Annotated in this window: 17 protein-coding genes; 3 read left to right on the plus strand and 14 right to left on the minus strand. The window is 64.8% G+C overall.

Annotated elements, in window-relative coordinates:
- Positions 1-200: 200 nt before the first annotated feature.
- The 10 genes from ACKI1H_RS26310 to ACKI1H_RS26355 all read right to left on the minus strand — a co-directional run bounded on the left by ACKI1H_RS26310 (position 201) and on the right by ACKI1H_RS26355 (position 8,706).
- On the minus strand, positions 201-416 hold the full coding sequence (locus ACKI1H_RS26310; RefSeq protein ID WP_017517652.1) for a TOBE domain-containing protein: 216 nt from the start codon (positions 414-416) through the stop codon (positions 201-203).
- A 33-nt stretch (positions 417-449) separates the two neighbouring features.
- Positions 450-1,262, minus strand: coding sequence for an aliphatic sulfonates ABC transporter ATP-binding protein (gene ssuB / locus ACKI1H_RS26315; protein WP_440466808.1), 813 nt, complete (start codon positions 1,260-1,262; stop codon positions 450-452).
- Positions 1,259-2,047, minus strand: coding sequence for an aliphatic sulfonate ABC transporter permease SsuC (ssuC, locus tag ACKI1H_RS26320; protein ID WP_138520445.1), 789 nt, complete (start codon positions 2,045-2,047; stop codon positions 1,259-1,261). Before ssuC ends, ssuB begins: the two co-directional genes overlap by 4 nt.
- A 101-nt stretch (positions 2,048-2,148) precedes the next feature.
- Positions 2,149-3,297: an FMNH2-dependent alkanesulfonate monooxygenase gene (gene ssuD / locus ACKI1H_RS26325; RefSeq protein ID WP_440466809.1), complete on the minus strand. Its 1,149-nt coding sequence runs from the start codon at positions 3,295-3,297 to the stop codon at positions 2,149-2,151.
- 91 nt (positions 3,298-3,388) lie between these two features.
- Positions 3,389-4,354 (minus strand): sulfonate ABC transporter substrate-binding protein, encoded by a 966-nt coding sequence (locus ACKI1H_RS26330; protein WP_138520443.1) that lies wholly within the window; start codon positions 4,352-4,354, stop codon positions 3,389-3,391.
- A 133-nt stretch (positions 4,355-4,487) separates the two neighbouring features.
- On the minus strand, positions 4,488-5,081 hold the full coding sequence (gene ssuE, locus ACKI1H_RS26335; RefSeq protein ID WP_138520442.1) for an NADPH-dependent FMN reductase: 594 nt from the start codon (positions 5,079-5,081) through the stop codon (positions 4,488-4,490).
- A gap of 196 nt (positions 5,082-5,277) precedes the next feature.
- A complete protein-coding gene (locus ACKI1H_RS26340) occupies positions 5,278-6,030 on the minus strand; it encodes an ABC transporter ATP-binding protein (protein WP_440466810.1) in 753 nt (250 codons plus the stop codon).
- Entirely contained in the window at positions 6,030-6,851 is an 822-nt protein-coding gene (locus tag ACKI1H_RS26345) for an ABC transporter permease (RefSeq protein WP_440468915.1), read from the minus strand. Before ACKI1H_RS26345 ends, ACKI1H_RS26340 begins: the two co-directional genes overlap by 1 nt.
- Before the next feature lie 18 nt (positions 6,852-6,869).
- A complete protein-coding gene (locus ACKI1H_RS26350) occupies positions 6,870-7,886 on the minus strand; it encodes an aliphatic sulfonate ABC transporter substrate-binding protein (protein WP_440466811.1) in 1,017 nt (338 codons plus the stop codon).
- A gap of 181 nt (positions 7,887-8,067) precedes the next feature.
- Positions 8,068-8,706, minus strand: coding sequence for a peroxiredoxin (locus ACKI1H_RS26355; RefSeq protein ID WP_045212297.1), 639 nt, complete (start codon positions 8,704-8,706; stop codon positions 8,068-8,070).
- Positions 8,707-8,999: 293 nt separating this feature from the next.
- On the opposite strand from ACKI1H_RS26355, the gene ACKI1H_RS26360 reads away from it, so the two are divergent.
- Positions 9,000-9,209 (plus strand): DUF6316 family protein, encoded by a 210-nt coding sequence (locus tag ACKI1H_RS26360; RefSeq protein ID WP_138520439.1) that lies wholly within the window; start codon positions 9,000-9,002, stop codon positions 9,207-9,209.
- A gap of 67 nt (positions 9,210-9,276) precedes the next feature.
- Here ACKI1H_RS26360 and ACKI1H_RS26365 read toward each other — a convergent pair whose 3' ends face one another.
- The 4 genes from ACKI1H_RS26365 to ACKI1H_RS26380 form a co-directional block, all read right to left on the minus strand.
- Positions 9,277-9,564 carry a HigA family addiction module antitoxin gene (locus tag ACKI1H_RS26365; RefSeq protein WP_440466812.1) on the minus strand — a complete coding sequence of 96 codons (288 nt, stop codon included), beginning with the start codon at positions 9,562-9,564 and terminating at the stop codon, positions 9,277-9,279.
- A 29-nt stretch (positions 9,565-9,593) separates the two neighbouring features.
- Positions 9,594-9,872 (minus strand): type II toxin-antitoxin system RelE/ParE family toxin, encoded by a 279-nt coding sequence (locus ACKI1H_RS26370; protein ID WP_138520437.1) that lies wholly within the window; start codon positions 9,870-9,872, stop codon positions 9,594-9,596.
- A 204-nt stretch (positions 9,873-10,076) separates the two neighbouring features.
- On the minus strand, positions 10,077-11,261 hold the full coding sequence (locus ACKI1H_RS26375; protein ID WP_138520436.1) for a thiolase family protein: 1,185 nt from the start codon (positions 11,259-11,261) through the stop codon (positions 10,077-10,079).
- A 179-nt stretch (positions 11,262-11,440) separates the two neighbouring features.
- Entirely contained in the window at positions 11,441-19,627 is an 8,187-nt protein-coding gene (locus ACKI1H_RS26380) for a retention module-containing protein (RefSeq protein WP_440466813.1), read from the minus strand.
- Positions 19,628-20,176: 549 nt separating this feature from the next.
- Here ACKI1H_RS26380 and ACKI1H_RS26385 point away from each other — a divergent pair.
- On the plus strand, positions 20,177-21,466 hold the full coding sequence (locus ACKI1H_RS26385) for a TolC family outer membrane protein (RefSeq protein WP_425049028.1): 1,290 nt from the start codon (positions 20,177-20,179) through the stop codon (positions 21,464-21,466).
- 178 nt (positions 21,467-21,644) lie between these two features.
- Entirely contained in the window at positions 21,645-23,807 is a 2,163-nt protein-coding gene (locus tag ACKI1H_RS26390) for a type I secretion system permease/ATPase (protein ID WP_138520601.1), read from the plus strand.
- Positions 23,808-23,811 lie beyond the last annotated feature (4 nt).

The following is a 23,811-nucleotide window of genomic DNA, read 5'->3' on the forward strand; positions in this document are numbered from 1 at the left end:
TTGCTCTAGCCAGCGATCACCGGCGCAACGGTGGGCCTGACCTGTAGGAGCGAGCTTGCTCGCGAATCGATTCCAGGCTGCTTCGGCGTTGAGCAGGTTCGCGAGCAAGCTCGCTCCTACAACAGCAGCCCGGATACCGCGCGCACAAAAGAAAACGGGCAGCCCGTTTCCGGGTTGCCCGTTGGGTTCCAGCGCCGCACTCACAGCTTGGCGATGGAGACCTCGGTGGATTTCACGAAGGCGATCACTTCACTGCCAATGGCCAGTTCCAGCTCTTTCACGGAACGGGTGGTGATCACCGAGGTGACGATGCCGGCGGCGGTCTGCACGTCGATTTCCGACAGCACATCGCCTTCGACGATTTCCTTGATGGTGCCTTTGAACTGGTTGCGGACGTTGATGGCTTTGATGGTCATGGCGTAGCTCCTTGGGAGAATGCGAACGTTGGATCAGAGCGCCCAGCGCAGTTGCGTGGGCAGTGGGGATACGGGCTCCGGCTCGGGTGGCTGGGCCGGCAGCGAAAGCACGCGCTCGAGCACTTCGGCTTCCAGCGTGGCCAGGCGTGCCGAACCACGGGCGCGCGGCCGGTGCAGGTCGACGTTGAGGTCCAGGCCGATCTCGCCGTCCTCGATGAGGATCACCCGGTCGGCGATGGCCACGGCCTCGGCGACGTCGTGGGTGACCAGCAGCACCGTGAAGCCATGCTGCTGCCAGAGACCTTCGATCAGCTGTTGCATCTCGATGCGGGTCAGGGCATCCAGCGCACCCAGTGGCTCGTCGAGCAACAGCAGGCGCGGCTGGTGGATCAGCGCACGGGCCAGTGCCACGCGCTGCTTCTGGCCACCGGACAGACCCGCCGGCCATTCGTGGGCACGGTCGGACAGGCCCACCGCCGCCAACGCTTCCAGCGCCTTGGGACGCCAGTCGCCTTTCAGGCCGAGGCCGACGTTGTCGATCACCCGCTTCCAGGGCAGCAAGCGCGAATCCTGGAACATCAGGCGAGTCTCTTCGCGGGCGCTTTCCAGCGGCGCGGAGCCGGCCAGCAACTGGCCGTCGCTGGCTTCATCCAGCCCGGCTAGCAGACGCAGCAGGGTGCTCTTGCCGCAACCGCTGCGGCCGACGATGGCGACGAACTGGCCGGCGGGAATCCGCAGGTCGATGCCCTTGAGCACCTCACGCTCGCCGAAGCGCTTGCGCACGTTTTCCAGCGCCAGCGGGATGCCTTTCTTGAGTTGTTGCGGCAACTGATTCACTGCGTTCATGCCGCACCTCCTTTCACCTGATAGGCCGGGTGCCAGCGCAGCCAGATGCGTTCCAATCCACGGGCTGCCAGGTCAGCCAGCTTGCCAAGCACGGCGTAGAGCAGAATCGCCAGCACCACCACATCGGTCTGCAGGAATTCACGGGCGTTCATTGCCAGGTAACCGATGCCGGAGTTGGCGGAGATGGTCTCGGCGACGATCAGGGTCAGCCACATGAAGCCCAGGGCGAAGCGCACGCCGACCAGGATCGAGGGCAGCGCGCCGGGCAGGATCACCTGGCGGAACAGGGCGAAGCCGGACAGCCCGTAGCTGCGCGACATTTCCAGCAGGCCCGGATCAATGTTGCGGATGCCGTGGTAGGTGTTGAGGTAGATCGGGAACAGGGTGCCGAGGGCAACCAGGAAGATCTTCGCCGACTCGTCGATGCCGAACCACAGGATCACCAGCGGGATCAGCGCCAGGTGCGGTACGTTGCGGATCATCTGCACGGAGCTGTCGAGGAAGCGCTCGCCCCATTTCGACAGGCCGGTGATCAGCCCCAGCACCAGGCCGATACTGCCACCGATGACAAAGCCGACAGCGGCGCGCCAGGTGCTGATCGCCAGGTGCTGCCAGAGCTCGCCGCTGACCACCAGGTGGTAGCCGGCCTCGGCCACGGCACTGGGTGCCGGCAGGATTCGGCTGGACAGCCAGCCGAATTCCACAGCCAGTTGCCAGATGACCACCAGGCCCACCGGCAGGGCCCAGGGCGCGAGGCGCTGGGCAAGGTTGTTGGAAACGCTCATCTCTTCTCTCCGGATTCTTCGGTCGCTACGTAGGGCGCATAACGCGCCAGCGTTATCCGCCACGGCGAATGAAGCGTTCCGCTTCATTCGCCCTACGGGTGTCAACTCGCCGATGCCGCCTTGGGCAGGATGTCGTTGGCCACCATCTCGCCGAACGGGCTGACATAGCCACGCGCCTGCGGTGCCTGCGCCTGAGCCAGTTCCAGGTGCGGGAAGAGCAGTTCGGCGACCCGGTAGGACTCTTCCAGGTGCGGGTAGCCGGAGAAGATGAAGGTGTCGATGCCGAGGTCCGCGTACTCCTTCACACGGGCCGCCACGGTCGCGCCATCGCCCACCAGCGCGGTACCGGCGCCGCCACGCACCAGGCCGACACCGGCCCAGAGGTTGGGGCTGACTTCCAGCTTGTCCTTGCTGCCACCGTGCAGGGCGGCCATGCGTTGCTGGCCGACGGAATCGAAGCGCGCCAGGGACGCCTGGGCGCGGTCGATGGTGTCCTGGTCGAGGTGCGAAATCAGGCGGTCGGCGGCCTGCCAGGCTTCCTCGTTGGTCTCGCGGACGATCACGTGCAGGCGAATGCCGAAGCGCACGCTGCGGCCCTGCTTGGCGGCCTTCTCGCGCACCTGGGCGATCTTCTCGGCGACGGCGGCCGGCGGTTCGCCCCAGGTCAGGTACAGCTCGACCTGCTCGGCGGCGAGGTCCTGGGCGGCATCGGAGGATCCACCGAAGTACAGCGGCGGGCGCGGTTGCTGGATCGGCGGATAGAGCAGCTTGGCGCCCTTCACCTGCAGGTGCTTGCCGTCGTAGTCGACGGTCTCGCCTTCCAGTACGCGACGCCAGATGCGGGTGAACTCGACCGAGGCTTCATAGCGCTCGGCATGGCTCAGATGCAGGCCGTCACCGGCCAGTTCGTCCGGGTCGCCGCCGGTCACCAGGTTGAACAGCGCGCGCCCCCCGGAGAGCCGGTCGAGGGTGGCGGCCTGGCGGGCGGCCACGGTCGGGGAAATGATGCCCGGACGCAGGGCGACCAGGAATTTCAGGCGCTGGGTCACCGGAATCAGCGAGGCGGCGACCAGCCAGGAGTCCTCGCAGGAACGGCCGGTGGGGATCAGCACGCCGCCGAAACCAAGACGGTCAGCGGCCTGGGCGACCTGTTGCAGATAACCGTGGTCCACGGCACGGGCGCCTTCGGCGGTGCCCAGGTAATGGCCGTCGCCGTGGGTCGGCAGGAACCAGAAGATGTTGAGACTCATCGCAGTAACTCCAGATAAGCGCGCCGGCGTGGCGTAGCCGCGCGATGATGGGATTGGTGTACGTGGTGCTGCTGTTCTTCGTAGGAGCGTGTCACTGGGCCGCAGCCACCTTGGCTGGCGCGGTCCACACCACATCCTTGATGCTCAGTTGCTTGGGAATGAGCTTCAGCTGAGTGAAGGTGTCGGCGATCTTCTGCTGCGCCGCAGTGACTTCCGGGGTGATCGGCTGGGCGCCGTAGCCCTGGCGTTTCACGGCGGTGAAGGTGATGTCCGCCGGCAGGCCGAGCAGCGGCGCAACCTGGTCGGTCACCTGCTGCGGGTTCTGCTGCGACCACTCGCCCACCGAGCGCACTTCGTCGATCAGGGTGGTGATCACCTGTGGGTGGTTGGTCGCGTAGGGGCGGGTCGCCAGGTAGAACTGGTGGTTATCCACAAGGCCGGTGCCATCCACCAGGGTGCGGGCGGAAAGCTGCTTCTCGGCGGCGGCCTGGTACGGGTCCCAGATCACCCAGGCATCCACGCTGCCACGCTCGAAGGCGGCGCGGGCGTCGGCCGGCGGCAGGTAGACGGGCTGGATGTCGGTGTATTTCAGGCCGGCTTTCTCCAGGGCGCGTACCAGCAGGTAGTGCACGTTGGAGCCTTTATTCAGGGCGACCTTCTTGCCCTTGAGTTCGGCGACGGATTTGATCGGCGAGTCCTTCGGCAGCAGGATCGCCTCGCTGGTCGGCGCCGGCGGCTCATGAGCGACGTAGACGAGATCGGCGCCGGCGGCCTGGGCAAATACCGGTGGAGTTTCGCCGGTGACGCCGAAGTCGATGCTGCCGACGTTCAGGCCTTCCAGCAGCTGCGGGCCGCCGGGGAATTCGGTCCACTGCACCTTGACGCCCTGCTCGGCCAGGCGCTTCTCCAGCGTGCCGCGGGCCTTGAGCAGCACCAGGGTGCCGTACTTCTGGTAACCGATACGCAGGGTGCCGGGCTGTTCGTCCGCCTGCGCGTTGTAGGACAGGGCCGCGATCAGCAGGGCCGCCAGTCCACTACGCAAAGTGAGAGTCCGCATGGGAGTGATCCTTCGTCGAGTGTGATTGCCGGACCTGCGGTCCCGTTGTCGGGACGGTGAGGGCCTTTTATTTTTGACGCAGTGGGCGCCTGCCGGGTCGGGGCTTGGCGTTCACCTGCGTGGGTTTTATCGGTCAGATGCTCCAGCGGGCGTTGATCAGCCGTTCATTGAGCAGGTTGGGGTCGATGGGTTTCGGTCGGCGCGCGAGGGCGCCGTGGAACTGTTCCAGCGATTCCAGCAGTCGGTGTTCGAGGGTCGACTCCAGGCGCGCCGGGGTAGTGCCCTCGGGGTATTGCACCTGGCTCTCCTCGGCGAACACGCCGTGCAGGGTTTCCTGAGCTTTCAATGCAGCGAGGACCGGCTTGAGCGCGTAATCCACTGCCAGCATGTGGGCGTTGCTGCCACCGGTGGCCAGGGGCAGCACCACCTTGTGCGCCAGCGCCCGCTCCGGCAGCAGGTCGAGAATGACCTTCAGCGCACCGGCGATGGACGCCTTGTACACCGGGGTAGAAATCACCAAGCCGTCGGCACGCAGGACTTGCTCGATCAGCTCGACCACCCGAGGGCTGTCGAAGCGCGCGTGCAGCAGGTCCTCGGCCGGGAAGTCGTGCACGCTGTAGGAGCGCACCTCGGCGCCGTGGGCGTGCAGCCAGTTCCGCGCGATGTCCAGGAGGACACCGGAACGGGAACGCTGGCTCGGGCTGCCGGCAAGGGTGACTACATACATCTGCACGCTTCCTTATAACGATCAGACCGGTACAAATGCCGGCCTGCTAACCAATGTGCATAGACCTTAACAGCCCTTCGCATATTCCAATAAATGTTATTTATTCATTTAGTTATGCTTTTTTGTTAGATAAACAGACACACACCCTGCGCACGAATCGCGGGCAGGGTGCGTCGAACAAGGAAAATGGCGGGCGTCAGATGACGTGGGACTGGTGCAACTCGGTCAGCGCTTCGCCGCGCAGGAAGGCCAGTTCCACGGCGCGACGGTCGCGCGGGCGCGGCAGCGGAACGGGGAATTCGCGGCGCAGGCGGCTGGGCGTGCCGCCCAGAAGCAGGACGCGATCACTGAGGTAGAAGGCTTCGTCGAGGTCGTGGGTGACCAGCAGGATGCTGATGTCATATTCCAGCGCCAGTTGCTGGATCAGGTCCTGCAGGCGGATGCGGGTGAAGGCGTCCACCGCGCTGAACGGTTCGTCCAGCAGCAACACCTGCGGGCGGCCGTAGAGGCCACGGGCGATGGCAGCACGCTGGGCCATGCCGCCGGAGAGCTGCTTGGGCAGCAGGTCGCCCTTGCCATCCAGCCCCACGTCGCGCAGCAGGTGCTCGATGCGATGATCGTCCGCCAGCCAGCCGTCGGCGAAGCCGATGTTCTGCGCCACGGTGAGCCAGGGCAGCAGGCGCGGCTCCTGGAACACCACGCCAACGCCACCACCGCCCCGGCCGCTGTCGCCGTCCGGGCCGAAGCCCAGCAGCGGGTTGCGTTCCAGGCTGCCGGCGAACTCATCGTCAAGCCCGGCGGCGATGCGCAGCAGGGTGCTTTTTCCACAGCCACTGGGGCCGAGCAGGCTGACCACTTCGCCCGGCGCCAGACTCAGGCTGACGTCGTCCAATACCTTCACGCCGGAGAAGCTCTTGCGAATATCACGCAGTTCGAGCAGAGCGCTCATCAGCTGTCTCCATTGCCCAGGAAGGTGTCGCGCCAGGCCAGCGCGCGCTGCTCCAGCGCCTTCAGCAGACCGTCGCTGAGCTTGCCCAGCACCGCCAGCACCAGGATGGCGGCGATGACGATGTCCGGCCGCGAGGTTTCCCGGCCGTCGCTGAGCAGGTAGCCCAGGCCGCGGGTGGCAGCGATCAGTTCGGCGGCAACGAGGAACATCCAGCTCAGGCTCAGCGCGCCGCGCAGCCCGGTGAACAGGCTCGGTAGCGCCGCCGGCAGGAGGATGCGCCGTACCAGCGCAAACGGCGACAGGTGATACAACCGGCCCAGCTCCACCCACTTGCGGTCGACATTGCGCACGCCGGCCACCAACGAGAGGTACACGGGGAAGAACGCGCCGAGGGCGATCAGTACGATCTTCGGGGTTTCATCGATACCCAGCCAGAGCAGCAGCAAGGGTACCCAGGCCAGGCTGGGTATGGCCCGCAGCGCCTGGAAGGTCGGTTCGAGATAGGCCTCGGCGCGCTGGCTGAGCCCCACCCAGGTTCCAATCAGGACGGCAGCGGTCGAACCGATGAAGAATCCGGCAGCAACCCGCGCCAGGCTCGCCGCGACGTGCTTCCAGAGCTCACCCTGGGCCAGTTGCCAGAGGGTCAGCGCGACGCTGCTGGGTGCCGGCATCTGGTGCTCGGCCAGCCAGCCGACGCGCACCGACAGCTCCAGTACCGCGCACATCAGCAACGGCACCAGCCACGCACGCCAGCTCAGCCGCGGCCAGCGCAGCTTCTGCGCGCGACGTTGGCGAGCCACACGCAGGCCCTGGGATGGCAAGCTCTGGGGGGGCATCGGTTATGGCTCCGCCTTGGCGACGGCACCGGCCTTGCCGATCACTTCACCGGCCAGTTGCGGCGCGATCAGCTGATCGACCACGGCAGTGACGTCGGTCCCCGGACGCACCAGTTGCTCGTCCAGCAGGATCGGTGCAGCCGCCTTCAATGCGGCGATCTGTTCGGCGCCCGGCAGCGGTCTGCTGAAGTCAGTGCGCGAGAGTTGCAGCTTGGCCACTTCCAGCGGCAACTTGGCTTCTTCGGCGAGCAGTTTCGCAGTCTCTTCCGGGTGCGCCACGGCCCACTGACGCGCTTCTTCATAGGCGGCGATGACCTGTTTGATCAGCGCCGGCTGCTCCTTCTCGAATTTCTCGGTGACGCTGAGCACGCCGTAGCTGTTGAAGTCGACGTTGCGGTACAGCAATCGCGAACCGGCCTGCAGCTCGCTGGCAGCCATGTGCGGGTCGAGACCGGCCCACGCGTCCACCCGGCCCTGCTCCAGCGCCGCGCGGCCGTCCGGGTGCTGCAGGTGGACGATCTCCACGTCGCTCTTGTCCAGCCCCGCCTGTTGCAGGCTGCGCAGGAGGAACAGGTAGGGATCGGTACCCTTGGTGGCGGCGATCTTCTTGCCTTTCAGGTCGGCAACGGATTTCAGCGGCGATTCCTTGGGCACCACCAGCGCGGTCCATTCCGGGCGACTGGCGATGTAGACGGTCTTCAGCGGGCTGCCGTTGGCGCGGCTGAGCACGGCGGCAAGGCCTGCAGTGGAGGCGAAGTCGGTGCTGCCGGCGTTGAGGTATTCCAGCGAACGGTTGCTGCCCTGGCTGAACACCCAGCGCACTTCGGTGCCTTGCGGCTTGAGGGATTTCTCCAGCCAGCCGAAATGCTTGAGCACAAGGCTGGTGGGCGCGTAGTAGGCGTAGTCCAGGCGCACCTCTTTCGGTGCGTCGGCGGCTTGGGCGGAGCTGTTGTAGGCGCCGATCGGCAGGCTCGCGAGAAGAGCGACGGCCAGGCTGCGGCGCCAGGTGGAATGACCCATGGTCGTTCTCCTTGGCGTGGGCTGACGTCTTCTTCCCGTATGGCGGGCAAGTCAGGACGGGGATGTGGAGCGAATAAAAAAGCGCGGCGTGGTCCGCGCGTGAAAGATAAAAAAGGGGCCGGCTAACCGGCCCGATTTCCCGCTCGAGGCATCAGTGATTCCCCGGATGGGGAGCGGAGAATCACTTGTTCGGTTGAGGGGTGAGGCGCAGATACGGCTTGATCGCGCGGTAGCCCTTGGGGAAACGCTGCTTGATCTCTTCCTCGTCCTTGAGCGAGGGCACGATCACCACGTCGTCGCCGTCCTGCCAGTTGCCCGGTGTGGCGACCTTGTGGTTGTCGGTGAGCTGCAACGAGTCGATGACGCGCAGGATCTCGTTGAAGTTGCGCCCGGTGCTCGCCGGGTAGGTGATGGTCAGGCGCACCTTCTTGTTCGGGTCGATGACGAACAGCGAACGCACGGTGAGGGTGTCGTTGGCGTTCGGGTGGATCAGGTCGTACAGCTCGGACACCTTGCGGTCGGCGTCGGCGATGATCGGGAAGTTGACCACGGTGTTCTGGGTCTCGTTGATGTCTTCGATCCACTTCACGTGGGAGTCCACCGGGTCGACGGACAGGGCGATCACCTTCACGCCCTTGGCGGCGAACTGGTCCTTGAGCTTGGCGGTCAGGCCCAGCTCGGTGGTGCACACCGGGGTGAAGTCGGCCGGGTGGGAGAACAGAACGCCCCAGCTGTTGCCGAGCCATTCATGGAAACGGATGCGGCCTTCGCTGGATTCCTGTTCGAAGTCGGGGGCGATGTCGCCGAGTCGCAAGCTCATGGGTCTCTCCTTGTTCGTGTTGGTAGCCACTATGCACAAGGTCTTATCTCATTAAAAAGAATATATTTTGATTTTCTTATAACCAAAAACAACCATTCTTACCGACCCTGTTCCAGCGGCATCGGCCGCCGGAGCTCAAGCATAGTCAAGGGAATGTGAAGACCCTGCAGCCAAGTGTTTCACCGCTGAGACGAAATCCCGCCGTTCGTCGCCAATCGCCGGCAGCCCAGGCACGACGGGGCCTTGCGGCATACACTCGAATCAATTAATCCTTTCGTTCGGGAGGTCAGCTCATGTTGGGACAACGCGTCGGCGACGGTCAGGCGGCCACCCATTACCGCAGCGACCGCATCAGTGCGGTCAATGGCCAGTACTTCTTCTCCACCCGCGAGGGCACCCTCGAAGGCCCCTATTTCACCCGCTTCGATGCCGAGCGCGAGGTGATGCTGTACATCACCCGGATGCAGCAGGCATCCGATCTGTACGCCCGCGTCGGACGCTGATCTCCCAAGCGGTACGCACCACGGAAACCCCGGCCCGTCGGCCGGGGTTTTCATTGCGGGGAGAACATCAGGCGCTACTGGCCAGTCGCTCGATCGGCGGGTGTTCGCGGTGCTGCGCCTGCCACAGATCGTAATCAATCTGCACTCCGAGCCAGACGCGCGCGCTGCCAATTCCAGCCAGTTCCAGGCGCCACGCGAGGTCAGGACCAACAGGAGCGTGCCCATGCAGGACACGTGACAATGTTTCGCGCGCATAGCCCAAGTGCCGCGCCAGCGCTGTCACGCTCAAGCCCAGTTCGGGGAGAACGTCTTCCAGCAGCGTTTCACCTGGATGCGGGGGGTTGGCCATTGCCATGAATGCGCCTCCTCTTCGAGCCTGCATGCTCAGTGGTAATCGAGGTAGTCGAGCAGTTCGACGTCGCTACCGATAAAGCGGAAGACCAGCCGCCAATTGCCGCTGACCGACAACGACCAGCATCCCTCCAGATCGCCCTTCAGCGGGTGCAGGCGCCAGCCGGGTATGGCGAGATCCGCCGCCCCTGCTGCGTTGTCCAGAAACGGCAGCATGCGCGCCAGGCGACGTGCATGGTCGGCGCGAATCCCTCGCGTCGTCCCCGTTTCGTAAAAGGCCTGCAGACCCTTGTGGCGGAAGCTGATGATCATCGTGCAAGTGTGATGTCATGCATCACACTTGCACGATCATACCATTCCGGCGCATGGCGTCGACCCTGCCTTGCGTCGCGCAGGAAAAGTCCGTGAATGAAAAACCCCCGGCGTCACCGCCGGGGGCTCTTCATCGACACCGGACCGCTTGCGTGGAGCGGTCGGTGCCAACCAGGCAAGGGCCTGCGCCCTCGCCCGCCGTGCTCAGCGAACGGCCTCGAACAGACCGGTGGCACCCATGCCGCCACCCACGCACATGGTGACGATGCCGTAGCGCAGGTTGCGGCGCTGCAGTTCGCGCACCAGGTGGCCGACCTGGCGCGACCCGGTCATGCCAAAGGGGTGGCCGATGGAGATGGAGCCACCGTTGACGTTGTACTTGTCGTTATCGATGCCCAGGTGGTCGCGGGCGTACAGGCACTGCGAGGCGAAGGCTTCGTTGAGCTCCCAGAGGTCGATGTCGGCGACCTGCAGGCCCTTGGCCTTGAGCAGCTTGGGTACCGAGAACACCGGGCCGATGCCCATCTCGTCCGGTTCGCAGCCGGCGACGGTGAAGCCGCGGAAGAAGGCCTTCGGCTTGAGGCCCAGTTCCAGGGCCTTGTCCAGGCTCATGATCAGGGTCATCGAGGCGCCGTCGGAGAGTTGCGAAGCGTTGCCGGCGGTGACCGAACCGTCTTCGGCGAACACCGGCTTGAGGGAGTTCAGGCCTTCGAGGGTGGTGTCCGGGCGGTTGCAGTCGTCGCGATCGACCACACCGTCGAGTACTTTCTTCTCGCCGGTGGCCTTGTCTTCAACCAGGTACTTCACGCTCATCGGCACGATTTCATCGTCGAACAGGCCTTCTGCCTGGGCGCGGGCGGTACGCTGCTGGCTCTGCAGGGAATACAGGTCCTGCTGCTCGCGGGTGACGTTGTAGCGACGGGCGACGATCTCGGCAGTCTGGCCCATGGGGTAGTAGATACCGGGGAACTCGTCCTTCAGGCGCGGGTTCACGAAATTGTCGAGGTTCTGCTTGCCCATGGTCAGGGTGATGGACTCGACACCGCCGGCCACCAGGATGTCACTGCAGCCCGAAGCCACCTGGTTGGCAGCAATGGCAATGGCCTGCAGGCCCGAGGAGCAGTAACGGTTCAGGGTCATGCCGGCGACATGGGTGCCCAGGCGCGACAGCACCGCTGCGTTGCGACCGATGTTGTGGCCCTGGGCGCCTTCGTTGGAGCCGGCGCCGACCACGCAGTCGTCCACCAGCAGCGGATCCAGGTTGTTGCGCGCCAGCAGCGCGTCGATGCAATGGGCGACCATGTCGTCCGGACGGGTCATGTTGAATTTGCCACGGAAGGACTTGGCCAGGCCGGTACGGACGCTGTCGACGATCACCACTTCGCGCATGGGAAACCTCGTTGCTTGTTGTTCGTTGGGGAGGATGGTGTGGCCCCGAGCATAGGCGCCAGTGAGGACACAGGGCGACGATCATTCACCAGCCGTATAGCCGTGCCCCCACCCTCGTTGGGCGGGCCACAGACGAAACCGCCGCCCGAAGGCGGCGGTTTCAACCGGTATTGCGCCGGTCAGACGGTGTCGGTCTTGATCGCGTGATCGCCCAGCAGGCCGTTGAGCACGGTCTGGGTATCCCCCGCCGAGAGCACGCCGTTGCCGGCATGGCCCGCGTACTTGGCAGCGAGGTCGACGTTGGCCAGGTCGACGGTCTGGGTAACGGCGCCACCACTGGTGGGGCTGACGCCGATAGTGGTGGTGCCGGCGGCGACCGAGAAGGTCAGGTAATGCGCCAGCGACGAGGCCGTGGCGGCCTCCCCTTGCAGCAGGTCGGCGAAGTTCAGTACGTCATGCTCGGCGATGTTGAAGTCCTTGATCACATCGTGGCCGGTATCGCCGGACTTCCAGATGAACTCGTCCGCGCCGGTGCCGCCGTACATGATGTCGTCACCGGGCCCACCGATCAGCTTGTCGTTGCCGCCCTGGCCGAACATCAGGTCATTGCCGGCGCCGCCTTCGAGGATGTCGTCGCCACCGCGGGTGTCACCGGCGACGTTGAGCTGATCCGCATGCTGGATGATGTAGTTGCTGATCGTCGCAGCCGTCGGCGCCGTACCATTGGTAGCAGTCAGGTAGTCCACCAGTCCCTGGAAGCCCTGGCCGTTGTGTGTGCCGGCAGCATGTCCGGCCCAGGCCAGCTGGTCGGTGTTGATGACATCACCGAACAGGATGTCGTTGCCCGCGCCACCGACCAGATGATCGTTGCCCACGGTCACTGGAGTGCTGGTGCTGAAGCCTTCCTGCAAGGCCGCCTGCAACTGCTCGGCGGTGTTGATGATCTGCGGCTGGCCAACGGTGTTGGTGATGTTCTGACCGTCAACGGTCACCGAACCGGACCCGGTGGTGTCGGTGTTGTCGAAGAACTTCAGGTAGTTGCTGTTGATGCCGCTGCCGATGCCGATGGCGTTGACGTCCACCGCATTGGCGCCGCTGAGAACACCGGCACCATGGAGCATGTCATTACCGGAAGTCAGCGCGGCGTTGATGTCGTTGTAGTTGGTGGTATCGCCACTGCCGTTGTAGCCGTTCCACACGGTCGGGTTGCCATCGGTGAGGAAGAAGGCCAGGTTGACGTAGCCATGGGCCGCGTCCGCATGGTTGGTGCTGACCTGGCTGTTGAACCAGGACGAGGCCTTCTGCATGGCGTCATCGTAATTGGTCGCCCCGTTGGCGCTGAGCGCGTTGATGGCGGCGATCAGTGCCGTCACGTTAGCGGCACTCAGGCCATTGAAGGTGGTGATGTGGGCGTTGTCGCTGAAGGACACCAGGCTGACATTGATCACCCCGTCGTGGCCCTTGATGGTGTTCACCAGGTTGACCAGCGCGTTCTTGGCCAGGGCCATGCGTGACATGTTGCTGCCCGACGGATCGGCCATGCTGCCGGAGGTATCGACGATCAGCGAGATGTTGTAGTTCTTGCCCGGCTGGGTATAGACCGACACCCCACCCGGATCGCCGATCAGCACGTCGCTGCCAGCGCCGCCGCTGATGGTCCCGGCCTTGTCCACATCCTGCGGGTTGGGCAAGGTGTGCTGGGTGCTCGAACCATCGACATCACCGCTGTTGCTGCCGACTACCAGCAGGGGTTGCGGTGCGCTCAGGTCCACGCACAGGTTCAGCCCGGTACTGTCACCATCGCCGTCGGTGATGCCAACGTGGAAGTTGAGGTCGATATCCTCGGGCAGAACCGACTGCCCGGCGGAGACGGTGACAACACGGTAATCACCGCTATTGCTGCTCAGCACCACGCTGTTGAAGCCACCTTCGGACAGCTGGAAGGCCGAGCCGGTAGTGAAGTGCCCGTCGGTGAGCAGGTTGAAGGACACCGAGCTGTTCTCGCCATTGCCGGCCGGCGGCGAGTAGGTGCCGGTCGCCAGCACCACGCCGCCTTCACCCAGCACTTTCCAGCTCAGCACATCACTGCTGGAGAGTTTCTGCACGTCGAAGCTGGCGTCGTAGATCTTCTCGCTGAACGCGATGTTGAGAGACTCCCCGGGGGTGATCAGGTTGTTGCCACCCACGCCCATGCCATTGTCGGAGGGGTTCACGTTGCCGTTGGGGCTACTGAAGACCACCGACAGGCCATCGGCCGTCAGGGTGATCGAAGGACGCGGACCGCCGGCGGAAACCTGGGTGAGGTCATACTCCACCTCGGAGATCGGCCGCGAATTGAGCACCTCGAAGCTGTAGGTGCCATCGGCGTTGACCTTGAGGACGAAGAAGGCCTCGTTGTTACCGTCGTAGGCAGTCAGTTGCGAGCCACCACCCGCCAGTTGGGTGACCACATAGGTCAGGCCATCCGGCGCGGTATTGCCACTGAGATCGAAGGCTCCCAGGCCATCACCGCCGAAGCTCACATCGAGCGTGCCACCCAGCACGAAACCGGGGACTTCGGCCACGTCCTGGCACGGTGGTTCGCTGTGCACTACCGGCAGGTCGTCCTGCACGTTGATCACCAGCGAGCCGCTGCCCAGGCTGACCGGGTCGCCGTCGCCGTCGGAGGCCTTGATCACTCCGCCAAGGTTGAGCGAGAGCTGCTCCGTGTCACTGCCATTGTGCAGCGGATGGTCCAGCGGGCCGGACAGCTTGAACTCGTAGTTGCCCGCCGCATCCACCGACAGAGTGAAGACGGTCTTGGAGCCCGCCATGGCGGTCAGCACGTTGCCGACCACGCTGTAGGCCAGAGCCACACCGCCGGAGGTCAGGTGCTGCGAGGTCAGCGAGGAGTAGTCGCCGGTCAGCGAAAAGGCGCCGGGGCCGTCCGCACCAAAGTTCACCAGGCCGGCGAGCGTGCCCTTGGCCACGGTGGTGTCGGCGGCTCCATCGGGGTTGCCGCTGGGCAGGGCATCTTCCATGACCTGGCCGGTCACGTTGCCACCGGCGATGAGCACGGGGCCATCGTCCTTGAAGACCAGCTTGTCGCCCAGGTCGATGCTGGCGGACTTGTGGTCGCCATCGCCATCGGTGATGGTCGCCACCAGGGAGACCTTGCTGCCCGGCAGGTTGACCGAATCGTTGGGGTTGGTGGTGTCCGCGTGCTTGAGCGCCAGTTGCTGGTCGAGCTTGAGCTCGCCGGTGACGCTGTTAAGGGTCAGGCTGAAGGCAGTCGCGCCATTGACGCCGCCAACGCGGCCCTCCACCACGGTGTCGCTGACCTTGACCAGCACGATGCTCTGCCCGCTGGTGGTCTGCAGCCCGCTGGCCGTGCCGTTGGTGGCGGCCAGGCTGTAGGCGACGCTGCCGCCATCGGCACCGCCGCTGGAGGTGAAGGCGCCACTGAAGTTGCCAGTGGCGTCGGTGGCCAGCGCAGTCTCGTCCACCGTCAGGGTCGGCGCCTGGCCGGCGTTGGCGCTGATGCTCGGCGCATCGTCATGGAACACCAGCTTGCTGCCCAGGTCGATGGAGGCGTTGTCGCTGTCACCGTCCTTGTCGGTGATGGTCGCAGTCAGGGTGATCTTGCCCTCGGCGATGCTCAAGCCCTCATTGTCGCTGAGCTTGTCGGGATGGATGAAAGCCACGCGCTGATCCAGCGTGAGTGCGCCGCCGTCGGGGCGCACCACGAAGGCCACGGCGCCGGTGCCTTCGACCTTGCCGACCACGCCGTTACCGTCGTTGAACAGCAGGATGCGCGCGCCGCCGGCGCTTTCGCGCAGGCCGCTGTCGGTCCCATCCACGGTCGTGACCTTGTAGGCGACCGAACCGGCTCCGTCAGCGCCGAAGCTGGTGGTGAACAGCTCCGACACCAACGGGGCTTCGACACGTGCATCGCTGGCCAGGTTGGTCTCGTCCACTTCCAGGCGAATGTCGGCGTCGGTGCATGGCTCGATGTGCGGCCCATCGTCGAGGAAGGTCAGCTTGCCGCCCAGGTCGATGCTGGCCGAAGCGTGGTCGCCGTCGCCATCGGTAATGGTGGCGGTGAGGCTGATCTTGTCAGTGCCAAGACTCAGTGGATCGTTGGCATCGGTGTCAATCGGGTGCACCAGCGCCCGTTGCTGGTCGAGGGTGATCACGCCGTTATGCTGGGTCACGCTGAAGGCCACCAGGTTGGTGCCCTCCACTCGGCCTTCGACGCCATTGGCGGTGTTGTAGAGGAAGATCTTGCTACCGGTGGCGGTGTCCTTCAGGCCGCTGTCGGTGCCATCGGTGGTAGTGACCTTGTAGGTGATGGAGCCTGCGCCGTCGTTGCCGAAGTGGGCAGTGAACAGCGCAGAAACATCACCTGCCGAGGCCTGCGCGTCGACACCCAGCCTGGTCTCGTCCACGGTCAGCCTGATATCGGCATCGGTGCACGGCTCGATCTGCGGGCCATCGTCGTAGAACACCATCTTGCTGCCCAGGTCGACATGGGCCGAAGCCTTGTCGCCATCACCATCGGTGATGGTGGCGGTGAGGGTGATCTTGCCGGTGTCCAGGCGCAGCGGATCATCGGAATCATTTGCGTCGGGATGCTTGAGCGCCAGGCGCTGGTCGAGCATGAGCGCACCCTGGTCCTCGCTGACCACGAAGGCGATCGCACCGCTGCCCTGCACCTTGCCGACCACCGCGCCATCCACGTTGTACAGCAGGATGGAGTCGCCCTGGGTCGTTTTCAGGCCACTGTCGGTACCATCCACCGTGCTGACCTTGTAGGTGATGCTGCCCGGACCATCGGCGCCGAAGTGCGACTCGAACAGCAACGAGACCAGGCTGGACTCGACGCGGGCGTCATTGGAGAGATCGGACTCGTCCACCTCCAGGCTGATGTCATAGATGCTCGACGGAGCGATGCTCGGGCCGTCATCGAGGAAGGTCAGCTTGCTGCCCAGGTCGACATGGGCACTGGCGCTGTCGCCATCCTTGTCGGTGATGGTGGCGGTCAGGGTGACCTGGCCACTGAGGTTGAGCGCATCGTCGGCGTCATGGGTATCGGGGTGCGCCAGAGCGCGCAACTGCTCCAGGCTGACCTTGCCATCACCGTCGATGGACACGCGGAAGGCCACGGTGCTGGTGCCCTCCAGGCGCCCTTCGATACCGTTGGCGGTGTTGTAGAGGAAGATCTTGCTGCCGGTGGCGGTGTCCTTCAGTCCGGTGTCGGTGTTGTCGGCCCCGGCCAGTTTGTAGGTGATCGTGCCGGCGCCATCGGCACCGAAGTGGGTGGTGAACAGGTCGGCCACCGAGGCCGTGCTGGTGTCCGGCACGCCCAGGTGAGTCTCGTCCACGGTCAGCTTGATATCGGCGTCCTGGCACGGCGTGATGCTCGGGCCGTCGTCGAGGAAGGTCAGCTTGCCGCTCAGGTCGATGTGGGCCTGGGCGCTGTCGCCGTCCTTGTCCGTGATGGTCGCCGTCAGGGTCACACTGTTCGGGTCGAGGCTGACACCCTCGTTGGCATCGGCTGTTGGATGAACCACAGCGCGCACCTGGTCGAGGGTGATCTTGCCGTCTGCGCCGAGGGTTACGCGGAAGGCCACGTCAGCGCTGTCACCGACCCGCCCTTCCACGCCATTGGCGGTGTTGTAGAGGAAGATCTTCTCACCCGTGGCGGTATCGGTCAGGCCGCTGTCCTTGCCGTCTTCGGTGGTGAGCTTGTAGGTGATGTCGCCCGCGCCATCCGCGCCGAAGTGCGAGGTGAACAGGTCGGACACCGTGATCGTGCTGGTGTCGTTCACGTTCAGGTGGGTCTCATCCACCGTCAGCTTGATGTCGGCGTCCGTACAAGGCTCGATGCTCGGGCCGTCGTCGAGGAAGGTCAGCTTGCCGCTCAGGTCGATGTGGGCCTGGGCGCTGTCGCCGTCCTTGTCGGTGATGGTCGCCGTCAGGGTCACACTGTTCGGGTCGAGGCTGACACCCTCGTTGGCATCGGCTGTTGGATGAACCACAGCGCGCACCTGGTCGAGGGTGATCTTGCCGTCTGCGCCGAGGGTCACGCGGAAGGCCACGTCAGCGCTGTCACCGACCCGCCCTTCCACGCCGTTGGCGGTGTTGTAGAGGAAGATCTTCTCGCCCGTGGCGGTATCGGTCAGGCCGCTGTCCTTGCCGTCTTCGGTGGTCAGCTTGTAGGTGATCTGCCCCGGACCGTCGGCACCGAAATGCGAGGTGAACAGGTCGGATACCGTGACCGAACTGGTGTCGTTCACGTTCAGGTGGGTCTCATCCACCGTCAGCTTGATGTCGGCGTCCGTGGAGGGCGCGATGCTCGGGCCGTCATCAAGGAAGGTCAGCTTGCCACCCAGGTCGAGCCCGGCGCTCTGATGGTCGCCATCGGCATCGGTCACGGTAGCGGTCAGCGTAATCTTGCCTTCACCGAGGCTGAGCGGATCGTTGGCGTCGGTGTTGTCCGGATGCACCAGGGCGCGGACCTGGTCGAGGGTGATCTTGCCATCCTGTCCGAGGGTCACACGGAACGCGACTTCACCGTTCGCACCACCCACACGGCCTTCCACACCGTTGGCGGTGTTGAACAGGAAGATCGAATTGCCAGTGGCGCTGTCCTTCAGGCCGCTGTCGGTGTTGTCCTGGGTCTCGACCTTGTAGGTGATCGAGCCGGCGCCATCTGCGCCGAACTGGGCATTGAACAGATCGCCTGCCGAGACGCTGCTGGTGGCGTCGGTACCCAGGGAGGACTCGTCCACCGTCAGGTGCAGGCCTTCGGTATCACCCACGGCAATGGTCGGGCCGTCGTCGGTGAAGCTCACCCGGCCGCCGAGGTCGATGGAGCTGCTGGAAGAAACGCTGTCGCCATCACGGTCGGTAACCGTCAGGTTGCCCTGCAGTTGCACCAGGCCGGAATCGAGCGCCACGCTTTGACTGGCATAACCACTTTCACTGCCCGGCAAGGCATGGTCGATGGCACTGTACTGGGTCAGGGTGACCACCCCGCTGCTGCCGTTCACCGACAGACTGAAGATGGTGTTCTCGCCAGTGATACCGGCAGCACTGGCCGAGGTGGACGCGACGATCGCGCCGCCCACGCTGTACAGGTAGATGGTGGCACCGCCACTGGTCAGGCCCGAGTTGGCGCCATTTCCGCCCACCAGGTTCAGGCTGTAGCTCAGCTGAGTGGTGCCGGCGCCATCGCCGCCGTAGTTGGCAGTCACCTGGAAAGCCGAGCTGTAATCGGCGGTGGACGTGTCGAAGGCCGCCCCGGCGGTGTTGGCGTCGTGGGTCTGCAGCAGCACGTCCACGCCGTTATCGGCGGACAGGCTGGCCTGCGGCGCATCGTCGACGATGCCCACGGTGAGACTGCCGTTGGCGGGTGTGCCGTTGCCGTCGGTGATGGTGTAGGGAATATCGAAGGTCAGGGTATCTTCGCTGCCCTTCACCGGATGGTCCACCGGCTGCAGCAGGGTGACTTCGAAGGCGCCAGTGTTGATATCGGTGAGGGTCACGGTGAAGACCGGCGTGCCATTGGCGCTGCCGGTGAGGACGTGACCGTCCGGGCTGACGCTGTAGGTGATGGCGACGCCACCGGAGGTCAGGCTGGGCAGCCCGACGGTGCCCCAGGAGAAGCTGCCAACACCATCGCTGCCGAAGTCATAGCCCAGGTTGCCGGAGAGAGTCGCCCCCTCGCCGGCACCATCGGGAATACCGCCGGGCAGGCCGGCCTCGAACACACTGGCGGCGCCAGGTCCGCTGGGGCCAGCGGTCGGCTGGCCATCCGGCGGAACCACGGGAGGTTCAGCCTCGGGGCGTACATCCGGGGTGCCGTCGAACTCGCGCAGAGGCAAGGGACCGGAACCGATTGGCCCAGTGGGGAAGCCGATGACCGGGTCGATGTGCCCACCGACTTCCGTCAGCAGAACGAAGGAGTGCCCGCCACCGGGCTTGCCATTGGCAGCGCCCGCAGCGCTCGGGCCGGCGGCAGTGGCTTCTGCAGCCTGGGTCGGGTCGACGCCCGCGGCAATGGCGGCCTGCAAGGCCTTCACATCCGTGACGTCCTGATGGGTCGGCGTCGCCGGCTGCTGCTGGGCAACCGCCTGGTCCCCCTGTTCCGCCTGGTGTGCAGCGGCAAGCATCTGTGAGGTCAGCGGCAGGGCGCTGTCGCGGCCCAGCGTGATCTCGCCGCCGCCGGCGACCTTCAGCGCGACTGCGCCATTGGCGCCGGTGACCAGTTGCTCACCGACAAAAACCTTGTCTCCCTGTTCCAAAGGACGACGCGATCCATCGGCGGCTACCGCAAACACTTCGCCGATTACCTTGCTGACGACACCCATCAAAGTAGCCATGAGTCCTTCCTCCGCTGCACATCCAGCGGCCGGTTCCACCGGCACGCAATTGACCGAAACAGGCCATGGCACGCTTGTATCCGGATGCTGCGAAGTAAGTTGCGAAGGGAGCAAAAAGGACTGCTAGCGTTTTTGCATCAAAAAGCCAGCGACAATTTTTTGTCATGCTGGCCACGCATTTCTTGTCCTTCTGCGGTGGTCCCCGCCCTAACTGCTACAAACCGTACCTGGCTTCTTCTGCAAGCGCCTTATCCGGCCCATACCCAGGAAACACGAGGGCTTGCACGTTCAAACAATGTGCGGTTTTTCACAGGGCTCATAAGATTTTTTCCGAATAACCCATGTGAAAAATTCTTCTGAGGTTTTCGAAAAGTTGTTCTTAGCTCTGATGTTACAGGCGTGAAACGCTTGATAAGAGAAAAAAGCCAATAAATTGGCGATCCGAGAGCATCGAAGTACGAGAACACCAGGAGCAAAGCCATGCGCAGTCGTAACGCGGCACTATGGAGCGGTGTATTTTTGGCGGTGTCGGGGACTCATGGGCAAGCCATGACGCTGACCGAAGCTATACAAAGCACGCTGCAATACCACCCGGAAATCAGCCAGAGCGTAAACAGCCGCCTCACCGCGGATGAAGAGCTCAAATTCGCCAGGGGCGGCTACCTGCCGACTGTCGACCTTGTCGCGGGCTATGGCCGCGAGAACACCGACAGCCCCAGCACCCGTGCACTGGGCAACCACAACGATGAAACCCTGACCCGCGGTGATGCGGAAATCCGTCTGCGGCAGATGCTGTTCGACGGCTTCGGCACCCCTAACGAGGTCAAGCGCAACGAGTCCAACGTCAACTCCAAGGCCTTCCGTATTCTCGGCACCTCGGAAACCGCCGCCCTGCGCACCGTCGAGGTCTACCTCGATGTGCTCAAGCGCCGCGAGATGGTGACGCTGGCCAAGAACAACCTGCAGGCCCACGAACGTATCGGCGATCAGATTCGCCTGCGCAGCGAGCGCGGCGTCGGCTCCACTGCCGACAACGACCAGGCCATCGCGCGCCTGGCCCTGGCGCAGAACAACCTCTACACCGAGGAAGTGAACCTGGCCGACGCCGAGGCCAGCTTCTATAGCGCCACCGGCCGCATGCCGGACCAGCTGGAGGCACCCTCCACGGTCAAGGCCGAAGTCCCGCCGGACCTGCTGGTCGCCCGGCAGAACATGCTCACCGACAACCCCCTGCTGAAATCGGCCCAGGCCGACGTGAATGCCGCCGAAGCCCAGTACGAGGCCGCCAAGGCGCCCTTCTACCCGCGCTTCGACGCCGAACTGGCCAAGGCGGCCAACAACAACGTCGACGGCGACGAAGGCCACTACAACAGCTGGGAAGCCCAGGTCGTGATGCGCTACAACCTGTTCAACGGGATGCGCGACAAGGCCCACCTGAACGCCACCTCGCACCAGATCAACGAGGCCCAGGACATCCGCAACAACGCACTGCGGCTGCTCAACGAGAACCTCTCGCTGGCCTGGGATGCGATGGAGAACGCCAAGAAGCAGACCCAACCGGCCCGCGAATACGCCGACTACACCCGCAAGGTGCGCGAGGCGTACCAGCAACAGTTCACCCTTGGCCAGCGCACCCTGCTCGACCTGCTGGATAGCGAGAACGAACTGTTCACCGCCAACCGTCGCTACACCGAGGTCCGCTACACCGAGGAATACTCGATGTACCGCGTGCTCGGCAGCATGGGCTACCTGCTGAAGTCGCAGCACGTGGTGGCCCCGCACGAGGCCGTGGCCCTGTCGGATGTGAAGAACGAGGCGCGCCTGCCTGACCTGAAATAAGAAAGTCGCACGCGTTCGTCACCTTGCCCCGCGCCGCCCGGCGTCGGGGCGACGAGCGTGAAGCGATACGACGGGGCACGGAAAACCCGGCGTCCGGCAAGGACCGGCGAGCACCTGCAAGTGCTCGCCGGCGGCTGCTGGCGTGGGCTGGCCCGGCCCGGGAGGAAGTAGCGTGACCATGATCATCCAGGAGCGCGGCGCACCCGCGCCGGGCGATCCGCGCCTGAGCCATGACGATCCCCTGCTCGACGGCCTGCTGATCCTCTGCCGACTGCACGGCTGCGCGGTCAGTCGCAACAGCCTGGCCGCCGGCCTGCCGCTGCCCAATCAGCGCCTTTCCGCCAGCCTGCTGCCACGCGCTGCCGCGCGCGCCGGGCTGCAAGGCCGCCTGTTGCGCCGCGAGCTGAAAAGCATCTCCAGCCTCAACCTGCCGGTCCTGCTGCTGCTCAACGACGGCCGCAGCGCCGTGCTGCGCCAATGGCGTGACGACGGTCAGGCACTGATCCTGCCCTGCGAAACCGAAGGCGGCGAACAGGCGGTGAGCGCCGACGAACTGGCCGCCCAGTACAGTGGCCAGGCTCTCTTCGCCCGCCCGCGCCACGAGCTGGAAGCCGCGCGCAAACCCCTGGTACCGCGCGTCGAAGCCTGGTTCCGCGACACCCTGCGACTCTCGCGCTGGCTGTACACCGATGCCCTGGTCGCCAGCCTGCTGATCAACCTGCTGGGCATGCTGGTGCCGCTGTTCGTCATGCAGACCTACGACCGCGTGGTGCCCAACCAGGCCATCTCGACGCTCTGGGTGCTCGCCGCCGGCCTGTTGCTGGGGACGCTGTTCGAGCTGTTGCTGCGCGTGCTGCGCTCCAACCTGCTGGACATGGCCGGCAAGAAGACCGACGTGGTGCTCTCCGCCACCCTCTTCGAACGCATCACGGGCATGTCGCTCAAGGCCAAGCCGGAAACCATCGGCGGCTTCGCCCAGAGCATCCATGACTTCCAGGGCCTGCGCGAATTCCTCACCGCGCTGACCCTGACCAGCCTGATCGACCTGCCCTTCTCGCTACTGATGATCCTGGTCATCGGCCTGCTCGGCGGCTGGCTGGTCGCCGTGCCGCTGCTGGCCTTCCCCATCACCATCGTCTTCGCCCTGATCATCCAGAGCCGCCTGCGCGACACCGTACAGAAGAGCCTGACCCTGGGCGCCGAGCGCCAGGCCCTGCTGATCGAAACCCTCGGCGGCCTGGAGACCCTCAAGGCCTGCGGCGCCGAAAGCGAGCGCCAGTACCGCTGGGAAGCCACCCATGGCGCCCTGGCGCGGCTGGATAACCACGCGCGCTTCCTCTCCGCGCTGGCTACCAACGGCACCCTGTTCCTGCAGCAGTTCGCCGGCATGGCGATGATCTGCGCCGGGGTCTACAGCATCCTCGACGGCAACCTCAGCGTTGGCGCACTGGTAGCCAGCTACATGCTCAACAGCCGCGTGCTCGCTCCGCTGGGACAGATCGCCGGGCTGATCACTCGCTACCAGCAGGCGCGGCTGACCATGAAGAGCACCGACGCGCTGATGGAGCTGCCGCAGGAGCGCCAGGCCCGCCAGCGCCCGCTGGAGCGCACGCAGTTGCACGGCGCGCTGGAAGTCCGCCAACTCAGCTTCAGCTACCCGGAGCAGACCACCCCGGCGCTGAACCACGTCAGCCTGCGACTCGCCCCCGGCGAGAAGATCGGCATCATCGGCAAGAGCGGCTCGGGCAAGAGCACCTTCGGCCGCCTGCTGATGGGCTTCTATCACCCCGACGAAGGGCAGATCCTGCTCGACGGCCTGGACCTGCGCCAACTCGACGTCTCCGACCTGCGCCAGCAGATCGGCTATGTGGCCCACGACCTGCCATTGCTGGCCGGTAGCCTGCGCGACAACCTGACCCTCGGAGCGCGTTACGTCAGCGATGCGCGGATGCTCGAAGTGGCCGAGCTGACCGGCGTCAGCGAACTGGCCCGGCAACACCCGGCCGGCTTCGACCGCCCGGTGGGCGAGCGCGGCCAACTGCTATCCGGCGGCCAGCGCCAGGCCGTGCTGATGGCCCGCGCCCTGCTGCTCGATCCGCCGATCCTGCTGCTGGACGAGCCCACCAGCGCCATGGACAACAGCAGCGAGGAAATCCTGCGCAAGCGCCTGCACGAGGCCTGCCGCGACAAGACCCTGCTGCTGGTCACCCACCGCACCTCGATGCTCAGCCTGGTCGACCGCCTGCTGGTGCTCGACAGTGGCCGCATCGTCGCCGACGGCCCGAAAGACGCGGTCATCGAAGCATTGCGCAAGGGCCACGTCGGCCCGGCAGCGGGGTAATGGC

Source organism: Pseudomonas sp. YH-1, assembly GCF_051990045.1.
Taxonomy (GTDB): Bacteria; Pseudomonadota; Gammaproteobacteria; order Pseudomonadales; family Pseudomonadaceae; genus Pseudomonas; species Pseudomonas nicosulfuronedens.